Origin of the sequence: Celerinatantimonas sediminis (genome assembly GCF_046054195.1) — a bacterium.
In the GTDB taxonomy this organism is placed as follows: domain Bacteria; phylum Pseudomonadota; class Gammaproteobacteria; order Enterobacterales; family Celerinatantimonadaceae; genus Celerinatantimonas.
The window spans coordinates 513209-528248 of the sequence record NZ_JBEQCS010000001.1 but is presented as its reverse complement, the minus strand read 5'-3'; the positions used below and the strand labels follow the sequence as shown (position 1 = coordinate 528248).

The 15040-nt window shown below is 38.9% G+C and carries 8 protein-coding genes; 1 reads left to right on the top strand and 7 read right to left on the bottom strand.

All coding sequences use genetic code 11. The features are described from left to right. Together ABTQ23_RS02435 and ABTQ23_RS02430 are read right to left on the bottom strand one after the other, a co-directional pair. The coding region (locus ABTQ23_RS02435; RefSeq protein ID WP_408614035.1) for a hypothetical protein at window positions 1-7247 on the bottom strand (7247 nt) is incomplete at its 3' end. Window positions 7248-7340: 93 nt separating this feature from the next. Then, window positions 7341-7754 (bottom strand): recombinase family protein, encoded by a 414-nt coding sequence (locus ABTQ23_RS02430; protein ID WP_408614034.1) that lies wholly within the window; start codon window positions 7752-7754, stop codon window positions 7341-7343. A 227-nt stretch (window positions 7755-7981) separates the two neighbouring features. Between ABTQ23_RS02430 and ABTQ23_RS02425 the strand changes: the two genes are divergently transcribed. Beyond that, entirely contained in the window at window positions 7982-8269 is a 288-nt protein-coding gene (locus ABTQ23_RS02425) for a hypothetical protein (protein ID WP_408614033.1), read from the top strand. Window positions 8270-8334: 65 nt separating this feature from the next. Here ABTQ23_RS02425 and ABTQ23_RS02420 read toward each other — a convergent pair whose 3' ends face one another. From ABTQ23_RS02420 to ABTQ23_RS02400, 5 genes are all read right to left on the bottom strand, one after another. Continuing rightward, complete coding sequence (locus ABTQ23_RS02420; RefSeq protein WP_408614032.1) at window positions 8335-8718, bottom strand: winged helix-turn-helix domain-containing protein; 384 nt, start codon at window positions 8716-8718, stop codon at window positions 8335-8337. 227 nt (window positions 8719-8945) lie between these two features. After that, the gene (locus ABTQ23_RS02415) at window positions 8946-9647 is read right to left on the bottom strand and encodes an EAL domain-containing protein (protein WP_408614031.1); all 702 of its coding nucleotides are present in this window, start codon (window positions 9645-9647) and stop codon (window positions 8946-8948) included. 418 nt (window positions 9648-10065) lie between these two features. Next, the gene (locus ABTQ23_RS02410) at window positions 10066-11220 is read right to left on the bottom strand and encodes a beta-barrel domain-containing protein (protein ID WP_408614030.1); all 1155 of its coding nucleotides are present in this window, start codon (window positions 11218-11220) and stop codon (window positions 10066-10068) included. A 9-nt stretch (window positions 11221-11229) separates the two neighbouring features. Beyond that, window positions 11230-13341, bottom strand: a complete 2112-nt coding sequence (locus ABTQ23_RS02405; protein WP_408614029.1) for an ATP-binding cassette domain-containing protein — start codon at window positions 13339-13341, stop codon at window positions 11230-11232. Between the two features lie 14 nt (window positions 13342-13355). Then, window positions 13356-14591 (bottom strand): TolC family protein, encoded by a 1236-nt coding sequence (locus tag ABTQ23_RS02400; protein WP_408614028.1) that lies wholly within the window; start codon window positions 14589-14591, stop codon window positions 13356-13358. Window positions 14592-15040: the final 449 nt, after the last annotated feature.

Below are 15040 nucleotides of genomic sequence, written 5' to 3'. Positions count from 1 at the left end.
GTACTCACAGCATATACTGCTGTAATCGCAACATCACTACTGGCGGTCACTGTAAACGTTGAACTAGTCGTGTCTACATCAATAATGTCAGGGGCACTGACCGTGACCGAATCTGTATACTCCGTCACATTCCCCGCTGCATCCACCACATATACGTCGTAGGTCCCATCAGCTAACCCGCTAATCGTCCCAGTACCATCCGAGACGGTTCCCATCGCGACCGCCGCATCTTGTAAATCACTCAACGTATTATCAGCAGATATTGACGAGCTGGCGTCCACCACATACACGGTGTAGCTGCTTTCATCTGTATCGGTATCGACGGTAAGGGTCGCGCTCGATACGGTCACATCATTAATCGTCGGGCCGGTTTCATCCACCGTGACAGAACTTGACCACTCCGTCACATTCCCCGCAGCATCCACCACATACACATCGTAGGTTCCATCCGCTAATCCGGTCAGCGTCCCGGTCCCATCCGAAACCGTTCCCTTCGCGACCTCTGCATCTATTAAATCGTTCAACGAGTCATCGGTATAGACCGTATCACTGGCGTCCACCACATACACGGTGTAGCTGCTTTCATTTGTATCGGTTTCGACGGTCAGAGTCGTGCCCGATACCTCTGCAGAACTAATCGTCGGGGCAGTTGTATCCACCGTAACTTCTAAGGCTTCACTGATATTATTCGAGCTATCAACTAAATAGATGTAATAGGTTCCATCAGCTAAACCATTGAAGCTATATGTTGAATCAGCATCAGAAATCGTAATGTAGTTATCACCTGCTGCATCAATAACATTGCTAAGAGATGTATATTCACTGGTAACTAAATAGGCTATGCCTGTTTCATTACTAGAAAAGCTAATACTGTCTGAATTGACGTAGCTAGCATCATCCGGAGAGGTTCCATCAAACTCAGGATCTGTCGTATCAATTGTTACCGAGTAAGCGCTGCTAATATTGCCAGAGGCATCGACCACATAGACATCGTAAGAGCCATCGGTAGATTCAGTAATATCGAAGGTGCCATTGGCGGTAATGGTGCCAACGGAATTGCCCAAATCAGAAAGACTCGAGACATCCGAACCACTGGCTACCACGTACACATCGCCCGCTTCATTACTGCTCACAGTAATTACGTCACCATCAACCGTCGCACTTACTGTCGCCGGAGAGGTATCTACGGTTACAGTCGCCGCACTGCTAATGTTGCCTGCTGCATCCACAACATAGACATCGTATGAACCATCGGTGGATTCACTAATATCTAACGTGCCATTGGCGGTAATAGTACCTTCTGAATCACCCAGTGCAGAAATGCCCGCACTGATATCCATGCCACTGGCCACCACATAGACATCACCGGCTTCATTACTGCTCACGGTGATTACATCATCAGCAACCGTTGCTCCCGCGGTTGGCGCAGTCGTATCGACTGTGACTGTCGCTGCACTACTAATATTGCCTGCGGCATCCACAACATAGACATCATAAGAGCCATCGGTAGATTCGGTAATATCTAATGTGCCATTAGCGGTAATGGTGCCTACGGAATCGCCCAAATCAGAAAGACTCGAGACATCCGAACCACCGGCTACCACATACACATCGCCCGCTTCATTACTGCTCACAGTAATTACGTCACCATCAACCGTCGCACTTGCTGTCGCCGGAGAGGTATCTACGGTTACAGTCGCCGCACTGCTAATCGTGTTACTGCTATCGACCACATACACATCGTATGTACCATCGGTGGATTCGGTAAAATCTAACGAACCATCCGCATCAATGGTCCCCACTGAAGTGCCCAAATCAGCCACGCTTGACACCGAAGTGCCGCTGGGCACCACATACACAGCACCTGCCACCGCACTGGTCACGGTGATCACACCATCACTGACATCTGCAGAAATAGATGAGTCTGTTGTAATGGTTGTTACCGCACTCACATTTCCCGATTCATCAACAAGATAGATATCGTAGGAGCCATCATCGGTGACACTCACTGATGCGGAAATATCAGCTGACACAGATACCGATGTAACGGCAACAGCCTCGAGAGAGTCCTTATCGCTATAAGTAGTATCACTCGAAGCGACAATATATACCGTGCCATCTTCACTTGAGGTGAGTGTGATTTCATCACCACTAGTCGATACTGACTCAAGAGTTGGTGCCGTAGTATCCACTGTAACGGTTGCTGCACTACTAATGTTGCCTGCTGCATCCACGACATAGATATCGTATGAACCATCTGTGGATTCACTAATATCTAACGTGCCATTGGCGGTAATAGTACCTTCTGAATCACCCAGTGCAGAAATGCCCGCACTGATATCCGTGCCACTGGCCACCACATAGACATCACCGGCTTCATTACTGCTCACGGTGATCAAATTATCAGCAACCGTCGCCCCCGCTGTTGGCGCAGTCGTATCGACTGTGACTGTCGCTGCACTACTAATATTGCCTGCTGCATCCACAACATAGACATCGTATGAGCCATCGGTCGATTCGGTAATATCTAATGTGCCATCGGCAGTAATGGTACCTACTGAGGAGCCCAAATCAGAAAGACTCGATACATCCGAACCACTGGCAACCACATAAACATCACCCGCTTTATCGCTGGTCACGGTGATCACATTATCATCAACCGTTGCCCCCGCTGTTGGTGCAGTGGTATCCACGGTAACTGTTACGGCATCGCTAATATTGCCGTCGCTATCAACAATGTACACATCATATGAACCATTGGTGGATTCACTAATATCTAACGTGCCATCAGCTTTAATCGTGCCAACAGAATCGCCCAATGCAGAAATGCCCGCACTGATATCTGTACCACTGGACACCAAATAGACATAGCCCGCTTCATCACTGGTCACGGTGATGACACCTTCATCAACCGTAGCGGTTGCTGTCGGTGCGGTGGTATCGACTGTGACTGTTGCCGCACTGCTAATCGTGTTACTGCTATCGACCACATACACATCGTATGTACCATCGGTGGATTCAGTAATATCTAACGAACCATTGGCGGTAATGGTGTCCACTGAGGAAAACGAAGAGAGTGTCTCACTCGTGAATTCCGTGCCACTGGCCACCACATACACATCACCTGCCACAGTACTGGTCACGGTAATCACATCATCACTGACATCTGCAGAAATAGATGAATCTGTTGTGATGGTTGTTCGCGCACTCACATTTCCTGATTCATCAACGATATAGATATCGTAGGAGCCATCATCGGTGACACTCACCGATGCGGAAATATCAGCTGACACAGATACCGAGGTAATGGCAACACCCTCGAGAGAGTCCTTATCGCTATAAGTGGTATCACTCGAAGCGACAATATATACCGTGCCATCTTCACTTGAGATGAGTGTGATTTCATCACCACTAGTCGATACTGACTCAAGAGTTGGTGCCGTAGTATCTACTGTTACCGATGCTGCACTACTAATATTGCCTGCAGCATCCACGATATAGATATCGTAAGAGCCATCGGCGGATCCATTAATCTCCAAAGTGCCATTGGCGGTAATGGTGTCCACTGAGGAAAACGAAGAGAGTGTCTCACTCGTGAATTCCGTGCCACTGGCGACCACATAAACATCACCGGCTTCATTACTGCTCACGGTGATCACATCATCAGCAACCGTCGCCCCCGCGGTGGGTGCAGTGGTATCGACTGTTACCGATGCAGCAGTACTAATATTGCCTGAAGCATCAACCACGTAGACATCATAAGAGCCATCGGTAGATTCATTAATATCTAACGTGCCATCGGCGGTAATGGTGCCCGCCGAGGTAAACGTAGAGAGTGTATCGCTCGTGAATTCCGTGCCACTGGCCACCACATAGACATCACCGGCTTCATCACTACTCACGGTGATCACATCATCAGCAACTGTTGCGGTTGCATCTGGTGCAGTGGTATCGACTGTTACCGATGCTGCAGTACTAATATTGCCGGAAGCATCTACGACATAAACATCGTATGAGCCATCGGTGGAATCGGTAATATCCAGGGTGCCATCGGCAGTAATGGTGCCAACTGAATCACCCAGTGCAGAAATGCCCGCACTGATATCCGTGCCACTGGTGACCACATACACATCACCGGCTTCATTACTGCTCACGGTGATCACATCATCAGCAACCGTTGCCCCCGAGGTTGGCGCAGTCGTATCGACTGTGACTGTTGATTCACTACTAATATTGCCAACGGCATCCACGACATAGACATCGTATGAGCCATCGGTAGATTCATTAATATCTAAAGTGCCATCGGCGGTAATTGTGCCCACCGAGGTAAACGAAGAGAGTGTATCGCTCGTGAATTCCGTGCCACTAGCCACCACATACACATCACCGGCTTCATCACTGGACACAGTGATCACATCATCATCAACCATCGCACCCGCTGTTGGCGCAGTGGTATCGACTGTGACTGTCGCTGCACTACTAATATTGCCGGAAGCATCTACAACGTAGACATCATAAGAGCCATCGGTCAATTCGGTAATATCTAATGTGCCATCGGCAGTAATGGTGCCCACTGATTCACCTAATGCAGAAACGCCGTCGCTGATATCCGTGCCACTGGTGACCACATACACATCACCGGCTTCATCACTGCTCACGGTGATCACATCATCAGCAACTGTTGCGGTTGCATCTGGTGCAGTGGTATCAGAGCTGGTTATCTCAACTGTGACGGAAACGGCAGAACTAATATTGCCTGCGGCATCAACCACGTAGACATCATAAGAGCCATCGGTAGATTCGGTAATATCCAGGGTGCCATCGGCAGTAATGGTGCCAACAGAATCGCCCAAATCAGAAAGACTCGAGACATCCGTGCCACTGGCTACCACATAGACATCACCGGCTTCATCACTGGTCACAGTGATCACATCATCAGCAGCCGTTGCAGTGGCGGTCGGTGCGGTGGTATCCACGGTAACCGTTATGGCATCACTAATATTGCCAGCACTATCAACAACATAGACATCATATGTACCATCAGTGGATTTTGTAACGTCCAGGGTGCCATCTGCGCTGATTTTCCCCATCGAATTACCTAAATCGGAGACACTCGAAACTTCGGTACCGCTGGCAACCACATACACATCACCGGCTTCATCACTGCTAACGGTTATCACACTATTATCTGTGGTGGCTGTTGCCGTAGGCGCGGTGGTATCAATAGTAATGGCGCTAGAGGCTGCACTAATATCACCGGAATAGTTTTCAACATATAAAACGTAGGTCCCATCTGTGACATCATCCAAGCTAAAGGTAGTGTCAACACCTGAGGCGGTAATGGTTTGAGAGGCTGTTGCCACAGTAGCAAGGTCGGTAGAGTCGTCCACAGTAACCGATGTACTGACTAAATAAGCTGTACCTGTTTGAGTACTTTGAAATACCAAGCTTTCATCGGCAGAAATAGAAGTATCAGAAACGCTAACCTCAGGATCATCGAAAGTGGTTGTAGAAACAGAAGCATTACCTGTTGAGGAGACTGAATTGTTATAATTTGTGATGGCTGCTTCAAGAAGGGATAAACCGTCATCAGAAAGACTTAAGCTTCCATCATCTTCAGTTGTTAACTCTGCCACTAATGCGCTTATCGTATCAGAAACACTACCTGTACTTTCATCTAAGGCTGATAAAATGGCTAGGATAGAACCATAAGCTTCTGAATCATCCGTCCCATCTGACGAATCATATGAATCACTGCTAGTGGTAGAGACTTCGCTAGTAATACTGCTCAAATTAAACAGCTCAGCAACAGAGCTGTTATATGAAACCTGATCGTCAGATAAGCCATCACTGCTTAAAGAGTCTACCGTAACTCCAGCTAAAGTGGCGGCTAATTCAGTTAAAGGCGTAACACTTAGCGTAGAACTATCATCATCTGAGCCAATCGAGTACATTGCACTCAAAGTCGTACTACCTAGGCTTACTTCCTCACCAGTTGTTTCATCGATATAGTCTGCATCATCACCGTTGGCATCAGAAACAACGACTAAAATGTTACCTGAGTAATCAGTGTCATTGGTAAATACATAATCTCCACTACTGTAATCCCAATCCGTTTGGTCGAGCACGTTCCCATCGGCATCATATACAGTAATTTCAACGGTAGAGATAAACGTACCGGCAGCTACGCTAACTGTGAGCGTATCAGCAGAGGCTGTTACTGCTGTGTCATTACTTGTAACAGTACTGACGTTACCCGCTGTATCCGTTTCGCGAACCTGAATAGCATCAGCTGCATAGGTGGTATTACTATCTAGAACAAACGATGTGCCAGAGCCATCTGTCCATGTATCGCCACCATCGGTTGAATATTCCCATGAATCAGATGAATCAGATAAGGTGACGGTGACGGTTAAATTCGAAGTACTATAGCTTAAAGACGATGGAGCATCAGGAGCGGTAGTATCGATAGTAATCGCGTCGCTATTGGTTGCAGTAGTACCAATCATATTGCCACTATCATCAAACTGGCGAACCTCAATTTCACCAGCGGCATAAGTTCCTTCATCTAAATCAAAGCTAGTACCTGAACCAGTCGTCCAGGTTTCACCACCATCGGTTGAATATACCCAGCTTGCAGCATCAGAGGAGAGCTCAACATTAATAGTCGCATCATTTGAAATACTGTCTGAATCAGAACTGCCGGTATCATCTGCTAACGCAAATGAAATGGCTTCGCTTTCGTTATTCGTAGAAGTTGCTGAACTAGAGCCACTATCACTATTATCATCACCTGCTGCATAACCAATGCCACCACCAATCAGACCAGTGACCCCCGCTAGGATAAGAGAAGAAGGCGTAAACAAGGATGAAGAGCCATCTTGAACCTCGCTACTGGCATCCTGCGAGCTTGCTTCGTCAATGGCAGCGTCAAGATTTTCAGTTGCAGGGACATCTAAAATAAGATCTTGAACCTGCTCCATGTCATAGGAAACATGAGTATCTAAAGAGGCATGCTTCGAGGTATCAAAAAACTCATTGACCACAACAACTAGCTTGCCATGAATATAAATATTGAGGCTGTCATGGAAGTTAGTCATCTGTACGTAATCAGGAAATTTACCTGTTGCTAAATCGACGAGTGCGAACTTAGCTCCTTCCACAGCGTTAATTTTAAAGGCAGCTAGTTCCTCAGAAGAAACTTTTGAAATAGCCTTGCCATTAATTAGTAATAAGAATGTGTTCATAACCAGATATCCCTTCGATATGATTAGGCGTATTTGTAACTATAGATTTATAGAGATAAACGCATAACATAATAAATATTATTAATATTTATATTATTTTGAATTCACTAATTTCGTAACATCAATTTTTTTGACTTTACTTTCATTACCAAGAACTCGTTCAGCGTCATAAATAAATGTTAAAAGTTGAATCATTGCGAGCTGCAAAGATGATGCATCAGCTTTAAAGACAAGATCTTCTTTATGGAAAACGACATTAACTCCTCGCGAATTTAATTCATCAATTGAAGCTAAGGCTTCGCCAATATCTTTATGACAAATTCTATCGATAGAATTAACATGCACAGTGTCGCCACTTCGACAAAAATCTTTACAATTGTGCCAAACATTTCTATCAGTGACTGATTGAATAGATATTTCTTCAAAAACTCTATCTAGCTTTATACCGAAAAGCTGTTTTCCATCTTTTGAATTGCCATCTGCATAACGTATATATCCAACTTCCATCTCTATATCCTTTTTATAATTTTCACACTTACTACTATTTATCAAACAGGTATAGAAAACAACTTATAGAGTGATATTTGACGATCAATAATTTTTATTATGTTTAAAATTATTAATATAAAGACTCATTTATAATATTGATTATAAATTTTATTTTTACTGCTTTAGTTGCGATAAAAAAATAGTTATAGGATGATTAAAAAACATCATCAACAGGAGTCTATCTTTTGCATAAGACATCAAGCATAGATAAAAGCTTTTTTTATCTGCTAACACAAATGGCAGATTTGCTAAATGATAATATCAAACATAATGAAATAGAATTAGAAATAAGAGATCTATTGTTCAATAGCATCAAAAAAGGGCTGAACAATATTTCGGAAATGGATAAGATTTATCTATGCAGTAAAATGTTATCTTTTTTTAACGAACCTGAAAAAAACAGAATAAAAACAACTAATAGAAAACCACTAAATGAAGAAGAAATTGAATATATAAAAAATTTATTTATATAGACATGTAATAAAAACCACTTAAAACATGTCTATATATTAATACAGATTAATTAATGTAGTACATTTCATTCTTGGACAACCAATAAGTAGCCTACTTTTCTAATCGTAATTATTTGCATATTCGTACCTCGCAGTGAAGACCGTAATTCAGAGATAGCAACATTAACATTATTAATCACATTGGTTTGATTTAACCAGCCATATTTGAGTAAGTATTCTCGCGTAACTACATTTCCTACATTAGCAACTAATGCGCAGAGAATCCGATAATATGACTTATTAATAGAACGGCGTTCACCATTAAAAAAAAGATTTCCTCCCTTAAGATAGCTTGAATCATCTATAACGATTCCGTCATTATAGAACTTACATAGCTCACAAAAATTAGTGCAATAATCTAATCCGTCTTTAAAGACGACCGCAATTCTTTCTCTTTTAAAATCTATCACTATAATCCCTTAACATTTCGTAAACTTAAAAAACATTTCGTAGCATGAAATGTGTGTGTAAGATTTTCCTCTAAAAATAAATATTACCTAAGTTTATAATGTTTATGAATACCATCTATATTAAATATCGTCTCAAAAACATTTAAATTTATCTCATTTTTAGATATTTTTATATAGACAATTTTATCAATAAATTTTGACTAGCAAATATAGATTAAGCCTTCGTTCTATCTATTTAACCCTGGCGTTGTTTCATGAAGATCAGAAGCTCGTTCTAAAAAATACCCCTGCATTAAACAATGATTTGATTGGCAATAAATATATTTTTCATATGAATCGACCCCTTCAATGACTACTTTTTCAGTTTTCAACTTAAGATAGCCAATCAATTTAGACAAAAATTCTTTATCATTTTCAAAGAAATCCCAAAAAGCACTTTTATCAATCTTTACAGCATGAAATCTATTTTTAATAATAAAATCAAAATTGGAATTTTTCGCACCAAAATCGTCTAATATAAACTGTATTGAATATTTATCTCTAAGATATTCGAGTCGCTTATACGCATCATTGGAAAACTTAAATTGTTCTGCTTCGCTAATTTCAAAAAAAATAGATGATGATTTATTTTCAGTTGCTAACTTTTCTATATATTTAGAATAAAGAAAATCCTTATTGATATTTACAGAAACCTTAAATATAGACATCCCTTTTAATTCTCGAATAGCATTATTATAAATAATATATAATCCAGCCAGATCAAACTTATCAAAAAACTCTTGTGGATCTACCTTGATTTTTCCAACATATACACTAGAAAGTAACTCATAAAAATCTACGTCTCCAGAAGAAGAAAGACATACTTTTTCTACACGAGGACTAATATCAAAGATAGTGTTATGATCATAAACCTGATAACTGTTAAGCATTACTGTCAATCTCCTTAGATAACACTACTAATATTAGCAAAGCAGCATATTAAATAAATTAATATCTAGATTTATAATTTTTATTAAAATTATATTAATCACTTTTATTTGAATAAAAACAAATGGATTTTTTCTCGTTAACGACATCATAGTTGAATTTTTTATTATCTATAAAAATAAAGTTATTTACTACTTTCTTAAAGTTAACATTTTTCTTGCGATTATTAGCAATATGTAAATTTATATATAAAGCACATATACAAATACACATCAGGCAGCAGAAAAATAAGAACACAATAATAAAATTCAAATTTTCATTAGAAATAGGAGGCAAAAGCTCAACTAATAAAAATATACAACTTAGCGTAAATATCCACTTAACATAATTTAAGAAAGTCAATTTTCTCTCCCATTATAACTATTTTTCACCAAATGATTGTGAAATAGTTTTACGCAGTGGTTTTAATAAATAATCTAACAAACTCCGAGTTCCAGTTCTGATAGAGACTGATGCGGTCATTCCTGGAATGATATGAATTAGATGGCCAGTATTCGTTTTGACTGGCGATAAATTAGGTATGACATGGACTCGATAAAAAATCTCTTCATTATCGCCATCCTTTTCTTTTAAAGTATCTGCACTGACATACTTCACGGTTGCTTTGACACTTCCATAGATTGTGTAGTCAAAAGGATCCAAGCGAATTTCAGATTCTAGACCTTTATGAACGCGAGCAATGTCTTGTGGCCTTACCCTCGCCTCAACAATAAGTTGATCGTCAGTTGGAACAATCTGCATCAGTTCCTCACCGGCCCGCAGAACGCCACCAATTGTTGTTACTTTAATATTTTTAACGATGCCAGGAACTTTTGCGATAAAAACACTATCTTTTAACTCCTGCTCTTTGCGAGTTAAAACTTGCTCTGTCTGACTAGCATCATCTTCAGTTTTAGCTAGCTCTGAACGGGCCTTCTCAAAATAATCATTCCTTTTCTTAATAATATTCGATTTGGACTCATTGAAATTTTGTTTCGCTTTAATCAATTCTGACTCATTCACATCACCATGATGCTTCAAGTCAGTAACCATTTTAAGCTCTTTTTCTGCTAAAGCTTTAGCGGTATACAGATTCGATAATTCGGAGTGCAACCCTTCGACTCGTTGATAAAAAAGAGCTCGTTCGACCTCGATAATATCAGGGTAATTTTTTTTATATTTATCAGGGAAAGAAACAGTCTTTTTACCAATAACTTCAGCGCGAAGACGAATAATCCTTAGCCGCTGAGCTACAAGTTTTGCCCGAATCTCATCGACAGCTGCACCAACCCTGGTTTGTTCCAAAGTAGCTAATACTTCACCTTTTTTGACAATATCACCTTCTTTAACATTAATACTTTGAATAACACCACCATCAACCGACTGGATCACCTGAACCCGACTGCTAGCAATCACTTCTCCCCTAGCTCGAGCAACTTGATCAACTTTAAAAAAATAGCTCCATAAAATGAACACAATGAAAAAAATCATTAATGGAATAAAAAGTAAACCAAACTTTCTTTTGTGATAATTCATAGCAATATCCTAGGCGAGTTTTAGTTTAATATTTTTGTTAATTCTTGTTACAGGTTTTCTTAAAGAGGAATCACTAATGATATTCCCATCCCCAATATTTATAACTCTATTAATATACCCATCTAATAAAGTGTCGTTATGGCTAGAAACAATTAAAATATCCGATGGCTTAACATATGATTTAAGTGTGGCTAGGACTCTTTCTTGAGTTAATTTATCCATCGATGTTGTTGGTTCATCTAGTAGCCAAACAGATGGATTAGAGGAAATGACTCTATTTAGAGCAACAAGTTGCTTTTGCCCCCCAGATAACCCCTGACCGCCTTCTTGAACAGGCATATCAAATCCATAGGGACTTTTGTATGCAAATTGGTTAATTCCCAGTTCATTGGCAATTTTTGATACATAGTCAGGAGCGACCATTCCAGACAAAGACAAATTATCTCTTAATGTTCCTTTAAACAATTGACTATCTTGTGATAGATAACAAATTTCGGTGCTTAATTGAATAGGATCGACTTCCCATAAATCAATGTCATTTATTTTTACCATTCCTTCATTTGGCCTATATATTCCCGCTAACATTTTTAATAATGTAGACTTACCACCGCCAATCGAACCTAAAATTAGCACTCGGTCACCGGAGTTAAACTCAAGTTCTGGAGTATAAAACGAGTATGTAGGAGATTCAGGATAGAAAAATTTCGCATTAGCTAAAGCGATTTTGGTGACACTTTTTTCTAGTAGCAGTAAGTCTTGCTCATATTTTCGTTCTGTTTCTTTATTTAAAAGGCCATCGACTAGAGCAATGGATTGAGAAACGCCCTGCCAACGAACAAGCGTATTGGCCAGTTGTGCAACAGGATTAATAATTCGAGAACCGACAATAGTGGATGCGACAATGCCACCCGTTGTTAAATCACCATTAGCTATCTGAATCACACCAACAATGATCGCTGAAACATAAGCCATCGTCCCTAATCCTGAAATGATAGAACTACAAAGTTGACCTACATCTCGCTGCTTGTAACTATACTTTGAAACGGAGCTATTAATACCTTTCCATTTGAATAAAAATCGCCAGTTAGCATTATTGGTGCGAATCGTTTCAAGACCTCGAATCGAATCAACCAATAATCCTTCTCGCTCATTAGATTGTGTGATTTGCTTTCTCACAACATCTTTCGATAAGAAGTATGAAAATAATCCAACAATCAGAGATATCCCAAAAAAGATAGTGTAGACAATCCCCATATCATGCCCAACAAGATAAATAAATGCGATAAATAAAAAGGCAAAGGGTAAATCAACAATACTAAAAATCACGTTACCTGAGAAAAATCTCCTTATATTTTCGTAACTACTTACTTGGGCATGTAGCAAACCTAAACTAAAATTATCAACTCCCATTTTCAACTTTAGTAAATGATCAAATATCTTTAAACTTACAGTGTCATCTACTTCAGCGGCCAACGACTCAATGATACGAGAGCGTAACACTTTTAGTACAAATGAAATAGCAATAGCTATTAGCATACCAAAAGACAAGGTCGTTAATGTAGAAAATGCAAGTGTTGGAACAACACGGTCATAAACTTGCATCGAGAATAGCGAAGTAAAAATGACCAGCGTATTAATTATTACACTCGCAATAATACAATTGGTTAGCCAAGATTTGCTTTTAAAGATCTCTTTCAATATTATTTTTGATATTTTTTTATTACCTATATTATTCTTGTACATGCTGATTTTGGGATGTTTAATCCATAATACATAGCAATTCCCAAAAAGTTGTTCAGATGTTACTTCTTGCTCCTCCTCATCTTCATTTATTATTTTTATTTTTTCTTCTTCATCAGAATTGTCTGCCATCCACCATTGGTTATTGAAGAAGATAGGAGCAGGAAGGACTCGACGGTCAAGCCGATCCCAGCGAATCATAGATAACCGAGTACCACGAAGATTTAAGTTATTACATAATAACCCCAAAGATTTTAAGGGTGGCAGGTTTTCTTCTTGAAGCTTATCATATTCCTCATCAAATAATTGCTTGGGAATTCGAATCCCTTTTTGATATAACGCCTTATGTAAAAGATCTTTTGAAATATTATAAATTTCCATTTAGAAAAATCCCATTAATTTTGTTGAATACTTATATTGTTATATAAAATAGATAACTTGGCTTTATAACTAAGAACTGAATTATTAGCATTTATAAGTTTTAATTTTTCTTGAGAAATTTCTTTTGCAATATTTAATATATCTAACCATGATTTCCTACCTTTATTATAGAGGCGTTCATAAGAATCGAAAGTTTTGTTAAGTTCGATAATCAGATCTTTTTGAGTTACAGCTATATTCTTTTCGACATCTCGATTAGCGATATAACTTTTATATTTATCTTCTACATCTAATCGAACATAATCAAAATTAGACATAGCTGAATTAATGGCTGATTGTGCAGCTTCTATATTATTTTTTGCTAAAAAGCCAAACCCATCAAGGTTTGCTTTCACATATAAACCATATTGAGTTTCATTAGCATATGAGCTTCGTTCTGAATATGTATGAGTAACTTGGAGATAAATGGTAGGCATCATGCTCACTTTAACCCTGTCGCTATCTCGTTTTGACTCACTTATTTGACCCTTGGCATATAAAAGGTCCGTGTTATTAGAAAGGACCAGGCTATGAATTGCACCATCTGCGGGCAGGACTATATTTTCATATTTTAAATTTACAACTGACTCTATCTCTGTGTTGGTTAACGATTCTAAATTCAAAATTGATGTTCTTAATTTCCCCAATGCTTTTTGTTTATCAGCCTTTACTTGAGCAAGCCTAGATGATGATAAGATTACATCAGCTTTTGAGGCTAGCTGTCCTTGGTAACGACGTTTAATTCTGCTCACTAACTTCTCATCAATTGCTATACTTTCATTGATTACTGATATTTGTTGTTGCAGCCCAACAATTGATATGTAGTATTCAAGAGTTTTATCTAAAATTTTATTTTTTTCTTTTTCCAAATTTAATTTAGCCAAATTTACTTCATTTTTTGAATAGTTAATATCTGCAGATATTTTATTAAAAGACCAGATAGGTTGAGAAATTGTAATGGAGCCGTCATGTTCTTTGTAATGCATATCTTTGCCATAGTTTCCTGACAAAGTCGGATACCAAGAGGTTTTTTTAGCATCTAGTTGATGCTCTTTCATGCCCACTCCGTATAATTTACTTTTAATACTAGGACTGTTAGTCATCGCTAAATCTATAGCTTGTTGTAAGTCAATTATTTTCGTTTTGGAAATTCCCTTTTCACAAAATAATAAAAAAGAAAAAACACAAATAATAGCAGCAATTTTTTTCATATAATTGAATGTATTAAATAGAATTTATAGCTATAAATGTCGCCATTTAATATAGCTCGATCAACTATTATTTAAATTATAATAAATATAGATTTAATTATAAGTATTAATATATTTTAATATATTATTTAATTAAAATAATATGGTATATAATAAGTATGAGTTCAAAATTAAGACAAGAAATTGGTATGCTAGATTTTAACAAACCTATATTTAGTCGTAAATTGGTATACAAAGTTTTAATAACCATGAATTTTGTAATGAATTGGTACACAAAGCTTTAATGTCCATACATTTAGTAATGAATTATCTTTCACTATATTTATCCCGTCTAACGGGTAGCTAAATCGATTCACCTCCAACGATGATGTTTTTTTATCCAACTAGGTCATTTTATGGTTTCAGGAAGATAGGCACTAGTAGTTACATATTTTATTCTGAATCATTTA